Annotated in this window: 16 protein-coding genes; 7 read left to right on the top strand and 9 right to left on the bottom strand. The window is 52.5% G+C overall.

All coding sequences use genetic code 11. From position 1 onward, the window contains the following. The first annotated feature begins 44 nt into the window (after positions 1–44). A complete protein-coding gene (locus FD744_RS21430) occupies positions 45–704 on the top strand; it encodes a fumarylacetoacetate hydrolase family protein (protein WP_160869311.1) in 660 nt (219 codons plus the stop codon). Positions 705–769: 65 nt separating this feature from the next. Continuing rightward, on the top strand, positions 770–1,216 hold the full coding sequence (locus tag FD744_RS21425; RefSeq protein WP_038646609.1) for a YcgN family cysteine cluster protein: 447 nt from the start codon (positions 770–772) through the stop codon (positions 1,214–1,216). A gap of 39 nt (positions 1,217–1,255) precedes the next feature. Here the strand turns inward: FD744_RS21425 and dsbB are convergent, their stop codons facing one another. Beyond that, positions 1,256–1,789: a disulfide bond formation protein DsbB gene (dsbB, locus tag FD744_RS21420; protein ID WP_160869309.1), complete on the bottom strand. Its 534-nt coding sequence runs from the start codon at positions 1,787–1,789 to the stop codon at positions 1,256–1,258. Between the two features lie 316 nt (positions 1,790–2,105). Here dsbB and fadR point away from each other — a divergent pair, with 316 nt between their 5' ends. Then, on the top strand, positions 2,106–2,825 hold the full coding sequence (gene fadR / locus FD744_RS21415) for a fatty acid metabolism transcriptional regulator FadR (RefSeq protein ID WP_034828755.1): 720 nt from the start codon (positions 2,106–2,108) through the stop codon (positions 2,823–2,825). Positions 2,826–2,862: 37 nt separating this feature from the next. Here fadR and FD744_RS21410 read toward each other — a convergent pair whose 3' ends face one another. Continuing rightward, on the bottom strand, positions 2,863–4,398 hold the full coding sequence (locus tag FD744_RS21410) for a SpoVR family protein (protein WP_034828757.1): 1,536 nt from the start codon (positions 4,396–4,398) through the stop codon (positions 2,863–2,865). A 501-nt stretch (positions 4,399–4,899) separates the two neighbouring features. Here FD744_RS21410 and FD744_RS21405 point away from each other — a divergent pair. Both FD744_RS21405 and dadX read left to right on the top strand, forming a co-directional pair. Next, positions 4,900–6,201 (top strand): D-amino acid dehydrogenase, encoded by a 1,302-nt coding sequence (locus tag FD744_RS21405; protein ID WP_160869307.1) that lies wholly within the window; start codon positions 4,900–4,902, stop codon positions 6,199–6,201. Positions 6,202–6,222: 21 nt separating this feature from the next. Further along, a complete protein-coding gene (gene dadX, locus FD744_RS21400; protein WP_160869305.1) occupies positions 6,223–7,293 on the top strand; it encodes a catabolic alanine racemase DadX in 1,071 nt (356 codons plus the stop codon). On the opposite strand, the gene FD744_RS21395 is transcribed toward dadX, so the two are convergent. The 6 genes from FD744_RS21395 to yeaG form a co-directional block, all read right to left on the bottom strand. Then, complete coding sequence (locus FD744_RS21395; RefSeq protein WP_034828762.1) at positions 7,286–8,479, bottom strand: multidrug effflux MFS transporter; 1,194 nt, start codon at positions 8,477–8,479, stop codon at positions 7,286–7,288. The two genes, dadX and FD744_RS21395, sit on opposite strands and share 8 nt — an antisense overlap. Before the next feature lie 118 nt (positions 8,480–8,597). Next, on the bottom strand, positions 8,598–10,064 hold the full coding sequence (wbaP, locus tag FD744_RS21390) for an undecaprenyl-phosphate galactose phosphotransferase WbaP (RefSeq protein ID WP_058959838.1): 1,467 nt from the start codon (positions 10,062–10,064) through the stop codon (positions 8,598–8,600). A gap of 377 nt (positions 10,065–10,441) precedes the next feature. Further along, complete coding sequence (locus FD744_RS21385; RefSeq protein WP_034828766.1) at positions 10,442–10,675, bottom strand: DUF1480 family protein; 234 nt, start codon at positions 10,673–10,675, stop codon at positions 10,442–10,444. 77 nt (positions 10,676–10,752) lie between these two features. Next, positions 10,753–12,480, bottom strand: coding sequence for a potassium/proton antiporter (locus tag FD744_RS21380; RefSeq protein ID WP_038646621.1), 1,728 nt, complete (start codon positions 12,478–12,480; stop codon positions 10,753–10,755). Positions 12,481–12,710: 230 nt separating this feature from the next. Beyond that, a complete protein-coding gene (locus tag FD744_RS21375) occupies positions 12,711–13,988 on the bottom strand; it encodes a YeaH/YhbH family protein (RefSeq protein WP_034828771.1) in 1,278 nt (425 codons plus the stop codon). A gap of 91 nt (positions 13,989–14,079) precedes the next feature. Then, on the bottom strand, positions 14,080–16,014 hold the full coding sequence (gene yeaG / locus FD744_RS21370) for a protein kinase YeaG (RefSeq protein WP_034828773.1): 1,935 nt from the start codon (positions 16,012–16,014) through the stop codon (positions 14,080–14,082). A 407-nt stretch (positions 16,015–16,421) separates the two neighbouring features. Between yeaG and FD744_RS21365 the strand changes: the two genes are divergently transcribed. Then, on the top strand, positions 16,422–17,171 hold the full coding sequence (locus tag FD744_RS21365; RefSeq protein WP_160869303.1) for a MipA/OmpV family protein: 750 nt from the start codon (positions 16,422–16,424) through the stop codon (positions 17,169–17,171). A gap of 84 nt (positions 17,172–17,255) precedes the next feature. After that, positions 17,256–18,104, top strand: a complete 849-nt coding sequence (locus FD744_RS21360; RefSeq protein WP_160869301.1) for an aldo/keto reductase — start codon at positions 17,256–17,258, stop codon at positions 18,102–18,104. A 21-nt stretch (positions 18,105–18,125) separates the two neighbouring features. Here FD744_RS21360 and FD744_RS21355 read toward each other — a convergent pair whose 3' ends face one another. Then, entirely contained in the window at positions 18,126–19,001 is an 876-nt protein-coding gene (locus tag FD744_RS21355) for a D-hexose-6-phosphate mutarotase (RefSeq protein WP_034828786.1), read from the bottom strand. Positions 19,002–19,031: the final 30 nt, after the last annotated feature.

Raw genomic sequence — 19,031 nt, 5'->3', positions numbered from 1 at the left:
GCCAGTCAGACTGGCATCAAACACAACTAATGCAGGGGAACAGCATGTATCAGCATCGTAACTGGCAGGGCGCTTTGTTGGATTATCCCGTCAGCAAAGTGGTTTGCGTGGGCAGCAACTATGCGAAGCACATCAAGGAAATGGGCAGTGCCACGCCGACAGAACCGGTGGTGTTTATCAAACCGGAAACGGCGGTGTGCGATCTGCATCAGCCGCTTTCAATTCCAGCCAACTTCGGCGAAGTGCATCACGAAGTGGAACTGGCGGTGTTGATTGGCTCAACGCTGAAACAGGCAACGGAAGAGCATGTGGTCAAAGCGATTGCCGGATATGGTGTGGCCCTGGACCTGACGCTGCGTGATGTGCAGGCGGGGCTGAAAAAAGCCGGTCAGCCGTGGGAAAAATCCAAAGGGTTCGATAACTCTTGCCCGCTGTCAGGTTTCATTCCAGTTTCTGAATTCAGCGGCGACCCGCAGGATACTGAACTGAAGCTGGTGGTGAATGGCGAAGTGCGCCAGCATGGCAGCACGGCGGATATGATTCACAAAATCCTGCCGCTGATTGCTTACATGAGCCAGTACTTTACGCTGCGCGCCGGTGACGTGATCCTGACGGGCACCCCGGAAGGTGTCGGGCCAATGCGATCTGGCGATAGACTCGAAATCTCGCTGGCCGGTCACGGAATTACCACCCGCGTACTGTAAAACTTGCATCACCGCACCTAACCCTTTATAAGGTGCGGTCTTATTGCACAACCCGGACCGCGATCATGACTGAACAACCTTTCTGGCAGACAAAACGCCTTGACCAAATGGACGATGCAGAGTGGGAATCACTGTGCGACGGCTGCGGCCAGTGCTGCCTGAATAAGTTGCAGGATGCGGACACCGACGAAATCTACTTCACCAATGTGGCTTGCAATCAGCTGAACATCAAAACCTGCCAGTGCCGTAACTACGAGCGCCGGTTTGAATTTGAAGAGGACTGTATCAAGCTCACGCGTGAAAACCTCACCACCTTTAACTGGTTGCCGCGCACCTGCGCCTATCGTCTGTTAGGCGAAGGCGGCACATTGCCTGCCTGGCATCCATTGGTGGCTGGTTCGAAAAAAGCGATGCATGCGCAGCGTATCTCGGTGCGTTATATCGCGGTACGGGAAAGCGAAGTGCGCGACTGGGAAGATCACATTATCGACCGGCCCGATCGTAACGGTTGACGTGATAACAGGCAGCGAGAGCTGCCTGTTTCGTTTTGATTAGCGGCTAAACAGATCGCGGCGTTTTGGCTTAAACGGCTGGGCAATCAGCACCAGTGCTCCAACCAGCAGATACGCGGCAAAGATGACGATCATCCATTGCGGCATACTCCAGGTCAGGAATGTCCAGCTGCGTTCGGCACAATCACCGCTGGCGACAAATACCGATGGCAGCCATTTATCCAACGGCAGCCAGGTCGGGAAGCGTGCGGCAAAGTCACAAGTGACAAACGGATTCGGGTGCAGCTGAATATTCGTATGTTCAATCGAAAGCATTAATCCCTTATAAGCGCTGTAAAGCCAAATCAGGATAGAGGCCCAGCGCAGTGGCAGGGATTTCGGGGCGAACGCGCCAACGATACCTGCGCCCATGACGCCAAACAGCGCACAACGTTCGTAGATACACATCACGCAGGGCTTCAGTCCCATGATGTGTTGAAAAAAGAGTGCAGTCAGTTCAAAAGCCAGTGCCGTCAGAGCCAGCAATAACCATGCCCCGCGTCCTCGTGAGCATTGATTCAAATATCGCAACATATTGCTTATCCTGTAACCATTAATGCTTCGCAGTGTAAACCAAAAGCGTAACCGTGCCAGCCAGGTAAGGGGAAAAAATCATGTACAAAAATGACTTAAGCCTGATCCAGGCCATATAAAGCGCATTTACTGATCAAGCGGAGGTGGCAGAAGGTCCATACCACGCAAACGAGTGCGTTGCCGTCTGACCGGTTAAAAACACCGCTGAATTTTGCGCCAGCGCGCGCTTTTAATCGGTTGTCAGTCTATTTCCGCTATAGCCGCTCTGGTATGATGAGTGCCATTACGACTAAGAAAGCAATGAGAAATAAATGCTATGGTGATTAAGGCGCAAAGCCCCGCAGGATTTGCTGAAGAGTATATTATTGAAAGCATCTGGAACAGTCGCTTTCCGCCGGGGTCTATTCTGCCTGCTGAACGTGAGCTTTCTGAACTGATTGGTGTCACGCGCACCACGCTGCGTGAAGTTTTACAGCGTCTGGCACGCGATGGATGGTTAACCATTCAACATGGTAAACCCACGCGCGTGAATGATTTCTGGGAAACCTCCGGTCTAAACATTCTCGAAACGCTTGCCCGCCTCGATCACGATAGCGTACCGCAGTTGATTGATAATCTGCTGTCGGTGCGTACCAATATCGCGTCGATTTTTATCAGCCGCGCACTGCGCCATCATCCGGACAAAGCGCGCGAGGTGCTGGAAACTGCACTGAGCGAAGAGGATAAAGCAGAAGCCTACACCGAACTGGATTATCGCGTGTTCCGTGGTTTGGCCTTTGCCTCCGGTAACCCGATTTATGGTTTGATCCTGAACGGTTTAAAAGGGCTGTACACCCGCGTGGGGCGCCACTACTTCTCTAATCCCGAGGCGCGTCAGCAGGCTCGTAGCTTCTATCGTCAACTGGCGGATTTGTGCAGTGCGAATCCCACGCAGGACCAGATTGTCGATACGGTACGTGAGTATGGTCGTCGCAGTGGCGAGATCTGGCATAGCATGCAAAAAAGCATGCCCGATGATTTAGCCAGCAAGCGCTAAAAGAAAACCGGACTTTAACAGTCCGGTTTTTTTATGTTTACAGTGCGGGTCCACGTGAAGGCGACCGGTCCAGCAGCTCAACGCTGCCATCTTCGTTCTGTTGTTCCAGAATCACATCGAAACCCCACAACCGATGCACATGCTTCAGCACTTCGCGGCGGCTTTTATCCAGCGGCGCACGTTGCTGTGGCACGTAGCGTAAGGTCAGCGAACGGTCACCGCGCAGATCCACATTATAGACCTGAATGTTAGGCTCCAGATTACTCAGGTTGTACTGTGCTGACAATTGCTGGCGGATGGCGCGATAGCCTGCCTCATCGTGGATCGCGGCAATTTCCAGGAAGTTATTGCGATCGTCATCCATTACCGTAAACAGGCGGAAGTCTCGCATCACTTTGGGTGACAGGAACTGGCTGATGAAACTCTCATCTTTAAACTCGCGCATGGCAAAGTGCAGCGTTTTCAGCCAGTCGGAACCCGCAATATCCGGGAACCAGTAGCGATCCTCTTCCGTCGGTGACTGGCAGATACGCTTGATATCCTGGAACATGGCGAAACCCAAAGCATAAGGGTTTATGCCGTTATACCACTGGCTGTTATACGGTGGTTGATACACCACATTGGTGTGGCTGTGCAGGAACTCCATCATAAAGCGTTCCGACACTTTCCCTTCGTCGTAGAGATGGTTGAGGATGGTGTAATGCCAGAACGTCGCCCATCCTTCGTTCATCACCTGTGTCTGTTTCTGCGGGTAGAAATACTGGCTGACCTTACGCACGATGCGCAGCACCTCACGTTGCCAGGACTCCAGCAGCGGGGCGTTTTTTTCCATAAAGTAGAGTAGGTTTTCCTGCGGTTCTGAAGGATAGCGCGCCGCTTCCACGTGCACAGACTCCTTCTCTTTACGCGGCAGGGTGCGCCATAGGGTGTTTACCTGGCTCTGCAGGTACTCTTCACGGCTTTTTTGCCGCGCTTTCTCTTCCTGCAGCGAGATCTTTTGCGGACGTTTATAGCGATCCACACCGTAGTTCATCAGTGCATGACAAGAGTCGAGCAGGCGTTCCACTTCTTCCACGCCATAACGCTCTTCACAATCGGTGATGTAATTACGCGCGAATAACAGGTAATCGACGATGGAGCTGGCATCGGTCCAACTGCGGAATAAATAGTTATTTTTAAAGAAAGAGTTGTGCCCATAGCACGCGTGCGCCATCACCAGCGCCTGCATGGTCATGGTGTTCTCTTCCATTAGATAGGCAATACAAGGATTGGAGTTGATGACGATCTCGTACGCTAAGCCCTGCTGGCCATGTTTATAGCGTTGTTCGGTTTCAATGAATTTTTTACCGAACGACCAGTGGGCATAGTTAATCGGCATACCCACGCTGGAGTAGGCATCCATCATTTGTTCGGAGGTGATGACTTCGATTTGATGCGGATAGGTATCAAGCCCGTAGCTTTTCGCTACACGGTCAATTTCTGCCAGATAAACATCAAGCAGTTCAAAGGTCCAGTCGGGTCCATCACTGAGTCGTTTACTGCTCCGGGTTGGCTCGTCAAAGATTGTCGTCATAGCGCACCTCTGTTTTGCAAGCGGCAGGCAACGGAGTGTCACCTGTCACGATCGTTTAAGGCTTCATCCTGAGAAAGACAGCCCAATAAAACTGAGCGAACACTTCAATGATAGTCCACTGTCGCTTATCCGAAACCGGAACTCAATCGAATTCTTTTGGCAGAAAATCATTCAAAAATCGTCGCTTAAGTCATTACTGATGACAACTGTTGGTTTTTATCTAAGTTACAGAATAAAGTTCTGTTTATAAGTGCATTGTATGACTGCGGCGCTTTCTCCTGAAAAAAGAGGAAAGCACTCCCTTGCGCATAATAAATTGCTGATTAATGGTTTTATGGCATAAAAAATCCTGATTTTTGCACTACCTCATGATTTCTGTGTGCAGGAAGGTGAAAAACATGTGAAATATGTCTGTCGAATGTAAGATAAGAAGTGCTGTCTGGTTATGCTGATTCGGGCAGCATTCATAGTTGATTATGCTTTTGCCGCGGCGAGGGGCTTATGCGCGTAGTGATTCTTGGAAGTGGTGTCGTGGGAGTGGCGAGTGCCTGGTATTTGGCGCAAGCTGGACATGAGGTGACGGTCATCGATCGCCAGCCGGGGGCCGCGCTGGAAACCAGTGCCGGTAACGCTGGCCAGATCTCTCCAGGTTATGCGGCGCCCTGGGCGGCACCGGGCGTGCCACTGAAAGCGATAAAATGGATGTTCCAGCGTCACGCGCCATTGGCCGTTCGCCTCGACGGCAGCAAATTCCAGCTGGAGTGGATGTGGAACATGCTGCGTAACTGCGACATGCGCCATTATCAGGAAAACAAAGGGCGCATGGTGCGTATTGCGGAATACAGCCGTGATTGCCTGAAAGTATTGCGCGCCTCGACCGGTATTGCCTATGAAGGCCGTCAGGGCGGTACTTTGCAACTGTTCCGTACCCAGCAGCAGTTTGAGAGCGCCAGCAAAGATATCGCCGTGCTGAAAGAAGCAGGCGTGCCTTATGAACTGCTTGAAGCACATCAGCTTCACAGCGTTGAACCGGCGCTGGCCACGACCGCGCACAAGCTGACGGGCGGGCTGCGTTTACCGAACGATGAGACCGGAGACTGCCAGCTGTTTACTCAACGTCTGGCTGAGATGGCGGCGGCTGCGGGCGTCACCTTCCGCTATGACACTCAGGTTGATCAACTGCTGCGTGAAGGCAATCGCATTTACGGTGTGAAGTGTGGTGATGAGGTGGTTAAAGCGGATGCCTATGTGGTGGCCTTTGGTTCCTACTCGACCGCGTTGCTGAAAGATATCGTCTCAATTCCGGTTTATCCGCTAAAAGGCTATTCCCTCACCATTCCGATTAAGAATCCCGACGCTGCGCCGGTGTCCACCATCCTCGATGAGACCTACAAAGTGGCGGTCACGCGCTTTGACGATCGCATTCGCGTGGGAGGCATGGCGGAAATTGTTGGTTTTAACTCCAAACTGACACCTGCACGACGTGAAACGCTGGAGATGGTGGTCAGCGATCTCTATCCTGAAGGCGGTTTTGTTGAACAGGCCACGTTCTGGACAGGATTGCGTCCGATGACGCCGGACGGCACGCCGATTGTCGGGCGTACGCCGCTGTCCAATCTCTATCTCAACACCGGTCACGGAACGCTGGGATGGACCATGGCCTGTGGTTCCGGTCAGCTATTGGCTGATTTGATTTCCGGTCAGAAACCGGCGATTGCCGCAGACGATTTGTCAGTACTGCGCTACCTGCCGGGTTTCGAACCCCATTCGTCGCCGTTGCGTAACGCTAACGCGGCGCGTTGAGACCTCAGGGAGAGCACAAGCATGTCACGTCCTACTGGCGCCACCATTAACCAACAGGCGCTGCGCCACAATCTGGCGATTGTACGGCAGGCGGCACCGCAGTCGCGGGTTTGGTCAGTGGTCAAAGCCAATGCATACGGGCACGGTATCGCGCGTGTCTGGCAAAGTCTGGCAGAGACCGATGGTTTCGCGCTGTTGAATATGGAAGAAGCGATTCTGTTGCGTGAGCAGGGTTGGAAAAAACCGATTCTGTTGCTGGAAGGTTTCTTCCATGCTGAAGATTTAACGTTGATCGATCGTTATCGCTTGACCACCAGCGTGCACAGCAACTGGCAGATTCAGGCGCTGGCCAAAGCTTCACTTTCTGCACCGGTTGATATCTATGTGAAGATGAACAGCGGCATGAATCGGCTGGGTTTCCGTCCTAAACAGGTTCAGGCGGCGTGGCAGAAACTGCGTGCGCTCCCTAACGTCGGTGAGATGACGCTGATGGCGCATTTTGCGGACGCGGAAAACCCGGCAGGACTTATCGAACCGATGAAGCGTGTTGAACTGGCCGCCGAGGGTTTGGATTGCCCACGCTCGCTCTCCAACTCTGCTGCCACCTTGTGGCATCCGGAAGCGCACTTTGACTGGGTGCGTCCGGGGATCATTCTCTATGGCGCATCGCCGAGTGGGAATTGGCAGGATATTGCCAGCAGCGGCTTGCAGCCTGTGATGACGCTGAACAGTGAAATCATTGGTGTGCAGCAGCTCAGTGCCGGTGACGGTGTGGGCTATGGCTATCGCTATCATGCATCAGGCGCACAGCGCATTGGTATTGTGGCCTGCGGCTATGCCGACGGCTATCCGCGTCATGCGCCAACCGGCACGCCAGTGAGCGTCGACGGCATTCGCACCCAGACGCTGGGCGCGATCTCCATGGATATGATGATGATTGACCTCGAACCTTGTCCGCAGGCCGGGATTGGTTCCAAAGTGGAACTGTGGGGCAATCAAGTGAAAATCGATGAGGTGGCGAAAGCCGCCGGCACGGTGGGCTACGAGCTGATGTGTGCACTCGCGCCCCGCGTACCGGTTGAGATTATTTAAGCGCGGTCACGCTGCCGTGCATCTTCTTACTGCAGCGCCAGGCAATCAGGGCCAGCGCTGCACCTAAAAGCATCATCAAAGCCAGTGCTGATTTTTCTGCAACCGGCAATGCCACAATCATCAGGCTGCCACCCGCGCCGCACGCCATCTGAATAAACCCCTGCAATGCCGCGGCAACGCCTGCCTGCTGCTGATACGGTTCTAACGCGTAGCTGGTGGCCGGGCCAACGGTAAAGGCCAGCCCTGCAACCGATACCGCCACCGGAATCATATATAGCGCCCAGTGTGTCTGCCATACGGCAGGCAACAGCGTCATTCCCGCCAGCAGCAGAATGGCACCTAACAGCATAGTGACAAAGCCCATCGCCAGGCAGAAAGGGCGTCCGGCTTTACGGATAGTCTTATTCACAAACGCACTGACCAGCATGATCCAAAAGCCGTTGGCACCAAAGGCAAATGAGAATTGCAGAGGCGTCAGACCCCCTTCCGTCATCAGCACGTGGGGTGCCAGTGACACATAAGTCAGCACCATGCCGAGCGCACCCGCATTGGCAAAGGCGAAGGCAAGAAAACGCGGTTCACGTGCAATCGCCGCGTACTGCGCCAGCGGCAATCCTTTAACTCGCAGCGTATCGGCAGGACGGGTTTCCGGCAGGCAGAACACCACAATCAAACCAATCACGGCAGCATAGCCACACAGGAACCAGAAGGGCGCACGCCAGCCGTAGGCTTCAGCAAGGATACCGCCAAGCAGTGGCGCCAGTGCCGGCACAATATTCAGTGCACCATTCAGGAAACCATAGGCGCGTGCGGCTTCATCACCGCTTAAACGATCGCGCACGCCACTGAAGGCCACCACAGCACTGCAACAGACCGCGCAGCCCTGAATCAAACGGGCGAGGAAGAACACCGGCCATACGGTGGCGGTCGCAGCCACAGCGCTACCAACGATGTAGAGTGCCAGGCCAATCAGCGCAATCGGCTTACGGCCAAAATTATCCACCAATGGTCCGGTCACCAGCTGGCCGATGCCCATCACCAGTAAGAACAACGGAATGGTGATCTGAATCAAACTGACCGGGCTGTTCAGGCCTTCAGCGATTTGCGGCAGAGTGGGAAGGTAAAGATCGATGCCGAGCGGTGCCAGCAGCACCAGGCTTAAAAGCAGCAGGGTAAATTTTTGCATCTGAAACCAGAAACGTCCTGTTAAACAAGCGGGAAGGGTAATGACTTAGCCGGGAAAAAGAAAGGAATAAAAAAGCGATGTCTGCTGGACCAACACAGACATCGCGTCGAGGGTAGGATTAGTAAGCGCCGTCACGGCGTAACACTACGCCTGCGGTTTTGAACAGAATGGCAATATCGGTCCACAACGCCCAGTTCTTCACATACCAGGAATCGAAATAGACGCGGGTGTCGTAGTCGATGTCGTTACGACCACTCACCTGCCAAAGACCCGTCATGCCCGGTTTGGCCATCAGGTAATAATCGACATCCCCTGCGTAGCGTTCCAGCTCAGCTTCGATAACCGGACGTGGTCCCACCAGACTCATCTCACCACGAATCACATTCCACAACTGCGGCAATTCGTCGAGACTGGTTTTACGCAGGAAGCCGCCAATTTTGGTGATGCGTGGATCGTTCTTCAGTTTGAAATCACGATCCCACTCGGCACGCGCTTCTTCACTGGTAGCCAGCAGGTTTTGCAACACTTCCTGCGAGTTAGTGACCATCGAACGGAACTTCAGGCATTTAAACTTCACACCGTCTTGCCCAACGCGTTCATGTCCATAAATGGCATTGCCGCCATCACGTTTCACCATCGCACACAGCAGACCAAATACCGGGGCAAGGAACAGCAGCAACAGTGATGCCACCACGATATCGAAAGTACGCTTGAGGAAGCGGGATGAGCGTTTCGCCAGATTGTTGCTGACGCGCAGGATCATCACTTCGTGGCTGAAGATGAATGACATATCCGTACCGTAAAGCGGCACGCCGCGCAGGGTTGGGATCACGGAGATCGAGCGGCACTTCATTTTGGACAGGAACTTCAGCCATTTATCGCGCACCACCTGCTGTTCAAACTCAGTGGCGACGATAAATTGCGTGTTGTCGCGATCCATCGTTTGCCAGTTGATGTCTTTCCAGGTGATCACGGGTACACCATTCACGTTCTCAGGGTGGTGCTCATCTTCCAGTGAGATAAAAGCCTGGACGTTGTAGCCGAGGATTTCCTCACTCTGCAGGGCTGCATAAGCTTCCATGGCATTCTTGCCTGAACCAATGATGATGGTCTCTTTCTGCCACTGACCTGCGCGGTTAATGGCACGCTTGACCACCGCACGCATCAGCGGCAGCAGTAGCAGTGCGTAAGTCCAGCTAAACACCCAAACCATGCGCGAAAAATCCCACTTGGAGAAGGCAATCAGCGCCAAATCCAGCAGCGAGAAGACGAACAGGGTTTTAACAATCTCTTTTAACTCGAACCAGAACGGTTTGCGGTAAGTGTAATGACGCATGCGCACCCAAAACCACGCGGTGCAAAGTACAGAAAGCCCTAATTGAGCGATGAAGCGGTACTCAATCTGCTGCGGCGGAATAAAGGTGTCCAGTTCTCCCCAAATACCCTGAACGGTTGCTGCAGATAAAAACAAAGCCAGATTCAGAGCAATTAAATCCGAAAAGCTTAAAGCGACTTTTGCGATGAGATTTTTACGCAATCCGCTCCACGAGCGGGTTGCATCATTCATTACCAATGTACTTGCCATAAAACCTGCTCTCTTTTCTTAAGTAAAAGATGGCCTGACCAGAATCAAGTACGCGCTCAGGAGTTGTCCACCGAAAATAAAAAGAAATGATTTTTCAGTGCGATATAAGTCAATGCTGCCATAAGCGCTGCATGGAAAGGGCCGTTTGAGACGTGATGTACGTCACGAAAAGCTGCAGCAACGTTTAAGAGTATGCAGGAGTTATTTGACAGAGTTAATATGGAAATAGTCTTAAAAGGAAATAAATGCTGCGTGAAATAGTGAGTTAGCTAATTGAAATGCAAGGTTAAAACCAAAAAAAACACAGATAGAACGCTTTATTTTAAGACTGCTTTTAGGAATGACCGCCATACGAAGCGGATGGCGGCGGGGGTACATCAGGCGGGTTTTTTTAATACCCAGCGGTCTTGTTGCTTGTCATAATGTCCGATCTGCAGATCGACGGGCTCGCCATCAATCCACGCCGGCACGCTGGTTTCATGATCCCAGCCATCGAGTTGGTAACTCAGGCCGGGGTTGGTATTGCAGGGAATGCTGATGGTATCGAGCTTTTCAGCATTCAGTTCTGCATCAACGATCTCGTAACGACCAATCTTTACCACGTGTCCCATGCGCTTCTCCCGTTTGTGCTGGGTGGAACAGTGATCATAGTCGCTCACGCGCAGTTTTGGCGTATTCGCGGTTAGGATTACTCCTTGTCTTCCATGACACGTACGCCAATTTTAACGATTTGGTTGTCCTCTTTCTCTGCCACGGTCCAGGTCAATTGGTTCCACTCCACCTGATCGCCCACCACCGGTGTACTGCCCAGCAGGCCCATCACCAGTTGACCGAGGGATTGCTGATCGTTGGTGGTTTCATCGAGTTCCAGCCCATAAATTTGCGCCACATCGCGTAAACGTGCCTCGGCATCCAGAATGAAGTCACCAAAGAAGCGTTGATCGAGCGCGACGGGTGGAGACTGACTGAACATTTTACCCAAAGCGGGCAAATCACGTTCACGTCCAATCACACATAGCACATCGCCCTCTTTAAGGCGCGTGCTACCGTTGGGATGCATCAGCGCGTTATCGCGGAACAGGGCCGCGATGCGCGTTTCGCGTGGCATCTGCAAATCACGCAGCGCGGCTCCGATACACCATTTATCAGCACTAAGTTGGTAAACAAACTGCTCCCAGGGGTTTTCAGGGTGGATGTCCAGTCCGACGCGGCTGATAGGTGATGCAGTAGGGGGAACCACAACTTTGGCGCGTTTGGCCGCATAGCCCAGTGAGGTGCCCTGCAGCATCAACGACACGAGAACCACGAAGAAGGCGATGTTGAAGTAGAGCTTGGCGTTTTCCAGCCCGGCCATCATCGGGAATACCGCGAGGATGATGGGTACTGCGCCACGCAGGCCAACCCAACTGATAAAGATGCGTTCGCGGCCGGTAAAACCTTTAAATGGCAACAGGCCCACCAGAATTGAAAGCGGACGCGCCACCAAAATCAGCCAGAGAGATAAAATCATGGCAGGAACGGCGATATGCCACAAATCAGATGGCGTCACCAGTAAGCCGAGCACGATAAACATGCCGATCTGACTCAACCACGCCATACCATCGAAGGTTTGCAGAATACCGTGACGGTTGCGGATCGGGCTGTTACCCAGCAGATAACCACATAGGTAAACGGCCAGTATGCCGCTGCCTTCCATCACCGTGGTCAGTGCAAACACAATGATGCCGCCGCTTAACGCTAACAGGGGATAGAGACCTTGCGCCAGATTGATACGGTTAATCAGTTGCTGTAGTGCCCAGCCGCCGCCCAGCCCCAGTACAATACCGAGACCGAACTGTTGCACCAGATGTACCACAAACATCCAGCTTAAGCCTGACTGGCCTTGCTGGATCATGTCAATCAGCGTGATGGTCAGGAATACCGCCATGGGATCGTTACTGCCGGATTCAATTTCCAGCGTGGAGCTGACACGTTCGTTAAGCCCTTTATCCCCCAACAGCGAGAATACGGCGGCGGCATCGGTGGAACCGATAATAGCGCCAATCAGGAAACCTTGCATCAAATCGAGTTTAAAGAGCCAGGCCGCAGCCAAACCGGTCAAACCGGCGGTTATCATCACACCGACCGTGGCGAGTGATAATGCGGGCCCCAGTGCCACCTTGAATGAGCTGGCTTTGGTGCGCATGCCGCCATCCAGCAAAATAATCGCCAGCGCGAGGTTAGAAACCAGATACGCCACCGGGTAGTTGTCAAAAGCGATGCCGCCAATCCCATCAACGCCGGTCAACATGCCTAACGCAAGGAAGATTACCAGAATAGGGATGCCAAGCCGTGACGAGAATGAACTCAGAAGAATACTTGCTGCGACCAGCACGGAACCAATAATAAACAAACTGTAAATCATGCTGGCATTCAACGGCGTTCTCCTGCGGTACGAGCGAAAATGACAAACTGCGGGGAATTCACACAGACAAGGTGAAAAGATAATGCCTTATCAATAGCTTGTCAGCGCTTAATTGCATATTTTTTCAATCTGCGGAGCGCTATCCCATAGATCGTTAAAATTGTGTGAAAAATCAGCGGGAATTTCAGGCGAATGAGCGGTGGCGCGGAAAAGAAAAAGCCGGTCAATGACCGGCTTGATGTTCAGGCTTCTGCTACCTGTTTGTGGAAAAGTTCTCTAAATACCGGATAAATGTCTTCTGGCTCGCGGATGTGCTGAATCGCGAAGTTATCAAACATAGCCTGCAGATGTTCATACTCACGCCACAGCGTCTGGTGCGCACGGCGCGTGATTTCGATGTAGCTGTAATAACGTACAACCGGCAAAATATGTTTGGCCAGAATTTCGTGACACAACGGGGAGTCATCCGCCCAGTTGTCGCCATCAGAGGCTTGTGCCGCATAAATATTCCACTGCGCAGGGTCATAGCGCTCTTTAACCACTTCATCCATTAACTTCAATGCGCTAGACACAATGGTGCCGCCGGTTTCCTGCGAGTAGAAGAACTCCTGCTCATCGACTTCTTTCGCCTGCGTATGGTGACGGATATACACCACCTCCACATTTTTATAGGTCCGGCTCAGGAACAGATAGAGCAGAATATAAAAACGCTTCGCCATGTCTTTCGTGGCTTGATCCATGGAACCAGACACATCCATCAGGCAGAACATCACCGCCTGGCTGGAAGGCTCAGGGCGCTTCTCAAAGTTTTTGTAGCGTAAGTCGAAGGTATCAATAAAGGGTACGCGTTCGATGCGTGCCCGCAGTTCGGCAATCTCTTTGCGCAGCCGCTCTTCTTCCAGCAACTGAGCCGGTTCACTGTTCTCCACTTCCGTCAGCGTGGCTTCCAGTTCGTGCAGCATACGGCGCTTGCCAGCGGTCATGGCAGTACGACGCGCCAGTGAATTTTGTAGCGAACGCACCACACTGATGTTGGCCGGCACCCCATTAGAGGTAAAGCCCGCACGGTGCGTTTTATATTCGTTCAATTGTCGATGCTGATTTTTACGCAGATTTGGCAGGGCAAGATCTTCAAACAGCAAATCAAGATATTCATCTTTCGATATCTGGAAGACAAACTCATCCTGACCTTCACCGTCCTGACTGGCGTTGCCCTGACCGCTGCCACCGCCACCACCGCCCCCTTGTGGGCGCTCAATGCGGTCGTTCTGGACGAAATGATCGTTCCCCGGATGCACGCGATGGCGACTGCCGCCGCGTCCCTGATGGAAAATGGGCTCATTGATGTCATCGATAGGAATCGAGACAGATTCTCCGCTCTCCACGTCGGTGACCGAACGCTTATTGATGGCCTCGGAGATCGACTGCTTGATTTGCGACTTGTAACGGCGCAGGAAACGCTGCCGATTGACCGCGCTCTTGTTTTTACCGTTCAGACGCCGATCGATAAAATAGGCCATACATATCCCCCAAACTACAGTGCAAGCCAGGCCGGAACCACTCCGGCCTCCTGTTGCGGCGTCGCGGCGCCGCGTAGCTTACAGGTAACGATTAAGACGATTTACGCACGCGCAGATACCATTCGCACAACAGGCGCACCTGTTTGCGGGTATAGCCTTTCTCCATCATGCGATCGACAAAATCATCGTGTTTTTTCTGTTCGTCCGTTGAGGTCTTGGTATTAAACGAAATCACCGGCAGCAACTCCTCGGTATTGGAGAACATTTTCTTCTCAATGACCGTGCGCAGTTTTTCGTAGCTGGTCCAGTTAGGATTACGTCCGCTATTTTGCGCCCGGGCACGCAGCACAAAGTTGACGATCTCGTTACGGAAATCTTTCGGGTTACTGATCCCGGCAGGTTTCTCGATTTTTTCCAGCTCGGCATTCAGTGATTCGCGATCAAACAGCTGTCCGGTATCCGGGTCGCGGTATTCCTGATCCTGAATCCAGAAGTCGGCGTAAGTAACATAGCGGTCGAAGATGTTCTGACCGTATTCTGAATAAGATTCCAGATAGGCGGTCTGAATCTCTTTGCCAATAAACTCCGCGTATTTCGGAATCAGATAGCCTTTCAGGTGCTCAAGGTATTTCTCTGCCAGATCCTGCGGGAACTGTTCGCGTTCAATTTGTTGCTCCAGTACGTAGAACAGATGTACCGGGTTGGCCGCCACTTCGGCATGGTCAAAGTTGAACACGCGCGACAGAATCTTGAACGCGAAGCGGGTCGAAAGGCCGTTCATGCCCTCATCCACGCCAGCGTAGTCATGATACTCCTGCCATGATTTCGCTTTTGGATCGGTATCTTTCAGGCTTTCACCATCATAGACGCGCATTTTTGAATAGATGCTGGAGTTTTCCGGCTCTTTCAAACGCGACAGGATAGAGAAGCGCGCTAAGGTTTCCAGCGTGCCTGGTGCACATGGCGCCGTCGTCAGCTCACTGTGATTAAGCAGTTTGTCGTAGATTTTGATCTCTTCCGACACTCGCAGGCAGTAAGGCACTTTGACGATGTAAACACGGTCCAGGAACGCTTCGTTGTTCTTATTGTTACGGAAAGTCACCCATTCTGACTCGTTGGAGTGCGCCAGAATGATGCCGTTAAACGGCAGGGCAGAGATCCCTTCAGTACCGTTGTAGTTACCTTCCTGAGTGGCGGTCAGCAATGGATGCAGCACTTTAATCGGTGCCTTAAACATCTCGACGAATTCCATGATGCCCTGGTTCGCGCGGCAGAGTGCGCCCGAGTAACCGTAAGCGTCGGGATCGTTCTGCGCGTGGTTTTCCAGTTTGCGGATATCCACCTTACCGACCAATGCAGAGATATCCTGGTTGTTCTCATCACCCGGTTCCGTTTTGGCGATGGCCACTTGCTCCAGGATGGAAGGCCAGACTTTAACCACTTTAAAGCGGGTAATATCGCCGCCGAAGTCATGCAGGCGTTTTGCTGCCCACGGCGACATGATGGTGCCCAGGTAACGCCGCGGCACGCCATACTCTTTCTCAAGAATGTTGGCGTCTTCCTGCGGGTTGAACAGGCACAGAGGATGATCGTTGACCGGGCTGCGTTCGCCATCAGCGCTCAGCACGTAGATCGGTACGCGTTGCATCAGGGCTTTCAAACGCTCAGCAAGTGACGATTTACCGCCACCGACCGGCCCCAGCAAGTAGAGAATCTGTTTCTTCTCTTCCAGGCCTTGCGCAGCGTGTTTCAGGTAGGAGACGATCTGCTCAATCGCTTCCTCCATACCATAAAACTCTTCGAAGGCGGGATAGCGTCCCATGACGCGGTTAGAGAAGATTCTGGAAAGGCGTGGCTCCTGCGCCGTGTCAACCATCACCGGCTCACCGATAGCCATCAATAGTCGCTCTGCAGCGTTGGCGTATGCACTGCGATCCTGCTTACAGATTGCGAGAAATTCCTGCAGTGTGAACTCTTCGTCCTTGGCAGCTTCATAACGCTGACGATAGTGATCGAATATATTCATAGCGATGCCCGTCCTTTCGTTTTTAGCACAGGTAAAGGAGCGAAATTAGATACGTTTGCAGCTCCCGGAAGATATTCTTTATTGAGTACAGCAACCCTTATGCCAACCTGACGTTTTTTTATCGGGATACACAATTCTTATGGTTACTCTGCTCGTACAAAAAGTCTCGGCTTACTTTTAACTGTAGAAGGCATTCAGAAAATCTGCAGCCACTTTTCTCCTTATTTAGCGATATATCAATAACAAAGTCTCATAAGCACTAAGGCATTCCGTTTGCATGTCTACCACTGCAACCTGCTTCAGACTATTCCGCATGGGTGATAAACATCCCTGATTTAACGTTAACCCAGCGCGAAAATTTAGTTAGACTCTGCGTGTGATTGTTATATTAATGGACTGATTAAATTGTGAACCAATTCAAACTTAAAGCGCTTGCTTGTGTTGTTCCTTGTTATTTTGCGGCGTTCAGCACTCATGCAGAACCCTTATCTCTCGGGGCTTCGGTTATTTATGCCCAGTCACTTTATCGCGGCGGACAGGACCGATACATCCCCATCCCGGTCATCAATTATGAAGGCGAAAACTTCTGGTTCCGTAGCTTGCAAGGCGGCTACTACCTGTGGAAAGACCAGCAGGATCAACTGTCATTAACCTTGCTGGGTTCACCGCAACAGTATGATCCCAAGGATAACGATCTGGGTGACATGAAGGCACTGGATAAGCGCCGGATGACCCTGATGGCCGGTGCAACCTACCGCCATGTTGCGGATTGGGGTATCGTGCGTACCGCTCTGCTAGGCGATGTGCTCAACAACAGTAATGGCATCATCTGGGATCTTACCTATCTGTATCGCTTCGATTTTGGCGCGTTCAGCCTGACGCCAGGCATCGGTGCAATGTGGAACAGCGCCAATCAAAACCGCTACTACTATGGCGTGTCTTCGCACGAAAGCGCGCGGACAGGTATTGCTGAATATCAACCGGACGACAGCTGGTCTCCTTATGTGGAAATGAATGCCAGCTACCAGATTAGCGATAGCTGGAACGCCAGTTTGTCCGGGCGTTACACCCGCTTTGATAGCGAAATCAAAGACAGTCCGATGGTGGACAAAAGTGGTCAGTTCACCCTCTGGACCGGCATCAGCTACAGCTTCTAATGGTTTTACATGGCGCCTCGTAATGGGGCGTTTTTATTACATTGCACCAATAACGCGCCCCATCATGGCGCATCAGGAGGCGTAATGAAGACGATTCAATTCCGTGGAGAATCAGCTTTACCCGCTATTGGGCAAGGAACCTGGTATATGGGGGAGAATGCAGCGCTGCGTCGTCAGGAAGTCTCGGCGTTACAGGCTGGATTGGATCTGGGGCTGAGACTGATTGATACCGCAGAAATGTACGCCGAAGGCGGGGCGGAAGAGGTGGTGGGCGAAGCACTACGCGGACGCCGCCATCAGGCCTGGCTGGTGTCAAAAGTCTATCCGTGGAATGCCGGGGAAGTGGATGCGATAGAGGCCTGCGAGCGCAGCTTACAGCGCTTAGAGACCGATTATCTTGATCTTTATTTACTGCACTGGCGTGGCAATGTGCCACTGGAAGAGACCATTCGCGCCATGGAAACCTTACAGCAGCAGGGAAAAATTCGGCATTGGGGGGTATCCAATTTCGACACGGACGATCTGCATGAACTGTGGAGTGAGACGGGCGGTGAAAACTGCGCTACCAATCAGGTGCTGTATCACCTGGCATCACGAGGAATCGAATACGATTTGTTAGCGGCATGCCAGCAACGTGATATGCCGATCATGGCGTATTGCCCTCTGGCGCAGGCGGGACGTTTACGTCAGTCACTGTTTGAAGATCCCCATTTGCACCAAATTGCACAACAGAAGAGCATCAGCGTGGCGCAATTGCTGCTCGCGTGGGTGATTCGTCGGCCAGGCGTGATCGCCATTCCCAAGGCCAGCAGCCAAAAACACGTGGCGGAAAATGCGGCTGCGTTAGACCTGCATTTGAGTGTTGAAGAGTTGGCGGTCATTGACCGGGCGTTTCCAGCACCGCAACATAAAACGGGCTTAGACGTGGTATAGCGGCGCATCTGCGCCGCAAACCTACTTATTGCGCACGCGCAGGGTGGTACCGAGGCGAGCAGGGGATTCACCGGCACTTTTCATCGGCTTGTTGATGCGAGCCGTTTCCACGCAGACCATAGTTTTGTAACCCTCATTAGGCATATCCGCCATGCTGCAGGACAATTCTGGACCTGGATTCCATGTGACAACGTCACTTTGATAGTGATGGTACACTTCAATCTGACGTTTTCCTGCGATGTCGTGAATCACGCTGCAATCTTCGGCAGCGGTGTGAATCCGATCGACGCGGTCAGGGTAGGTTTGTTTGCCATCAGCCGAACTGCCCACCGCGTTCGCATTCACCTTATCGATATAGCTGTTACCTAACCCACTCACTTCAACCTGTGCAATATCGGCGATCTGGAAGTAGGTGTGTAAGGCAGCGGTAGCTTCATAATCGCCCCAGGCTTCGAGCTCAATTTCACAATGCTCGGCGATACGGAAACGGGCAAGCAGGGTGAAATCATGTGGCCACAGCTTCTTCGTTTGTGCGTTGCTTTCCAGTGTGAACGTCAGCATCACTGCATCTTCGTTCTCATCGTGTGCGGTCAGTGTCCAGGGCTGATTACGGGCGAAACCATGCGCGGGTTCACCTGCAGGTCCAAACCATGGCCAGCAAATCGGCACACCACCACGAATCGCTTTACCTGTGGCAAACGGCGTTTTATCGCTCAACCAGATCACCGGCTGCTGGCCGCTGGGTTGCCAGGAGAGCAGATGCGCGCCTTGCAGCGCGATCGCCGCACGAACTTTAGGGTGGCTCACAACCACGATTGGCAAATCGCCCATCTGGCGCTGAGACAGGTAAGGGGTGATCTGATTCACCACCGGTAAACTATAAAGCGTATCTTGCATCGTCAGACCTTCTCTTCTTCCAAATGAAAA

It is taken from the genome of Pantoea sp. Taur (assembly GCF_009830025.1).
GTDB classification, from domain to species: Bacteria; Pseudomonadota; Gammaproteobacteria; order Enterobacterales; family Enterobacteriaceae; genus Pantoea; species Pantoea communis.
This window is presented reverse-complemented; position numbering and strand designations above follow the sequence as displayed.

Bases quoted from the DNA above. Each gene is read 5' to 3' on its own strand.
- FD744_RS21405 (WP_160869307.1), top strand. From the start codon at position 4,900: ATGCGCGTAGTGATTCTTGGAAGTGGTGTCGTGGGAGTGGCGAGTGCC.
- FD744_RS21360 (WP_160869301.1), top strand. From the start codon at position 17,256: ATGAAGACGATTCAATTCCGTGGAGAATCAGCTTTACCCGCTATTGGG.
- FD744_RS21355 (WP_034828786.1), bottom strand. From the start codon at position 19,001: ATGCAAGATACGCTTTATAGTTTACCGGTGGTGAATCAGATCACCCCT.
- yeaG (WP_034828773.1), bottom strand. From the start codon at position 16,014: ATGAATATATTCGATCACTATCGTCAGCGTTATGAAGCTGCCAAGGAC.
- FD744_RS21375 (WP_034828771.1), bottom strand. From the start codon at position 13,988: ATGGCCTATTTTATCGATCGGCGTCTGAACGGTAAAAACAAGAGCGCG.
- fadR (WP_034828755.1), top strand. From the start codon at position 2,106: ATGGTGATTAAGGCGCAAAGCCCCGCAGGATTTGCTGAAGAGTATATT.
- FD744_RS21425 (WP_038646609.1), top strand. From the start codon at position 770: ATGACTGAACAACCTTTCTGGCAGACAAAACGCCTTGACCAAATGGAC.
- FD744_RS21395 (WP_034828762.1), bottom strand. From the start codon at position 8,479: ATGCAAAAATTTACCCTGCTGCTTTTAAGCCTGGTGCTGCTGGCACCG.
- dadX (WP_160869305.1), top strand. From the start codon at position 6,223: ATGTCACGTCCTACTGGCGCCACCATTAACCAACAGGCGCTGCGCCAC.
- FD744_RS21385 (WP_034828766.1), bottom strand. From the start codon at position 10,675: ATGGGACACGTGGTAAAGATTGGTCGTTACGAGATCGTTGATGCAGAA.
- wbaP (WP_058959838.1), bottom strand. From the start codon at position 10,064: ATGGCAAGTACATTGGTAATGAATGATGCAACCCGCTCGTGGAGCGGA.
- FD744_RS21430 (WP_160869311.1), top strand. From the start codon at position 45: ATGTATCAGCATCGTAACTGGCAGGGCGCTTTGTTGGATTATCCCGTC.
- dsbB (WP_160869309.1), bottom strand. From the start codon at position 1,789: ATGTTGCGATATTTGAATCAATGCTCACGAGGACGCGGGGCATGGTTA.
- FD744_RS21410 (WP_034828757.1), bottom strand. From the start codon at position 4,398: ATGACGACAATCTTTGACGAGCCAACCCGGAGCAGTAAACGACTCAGT.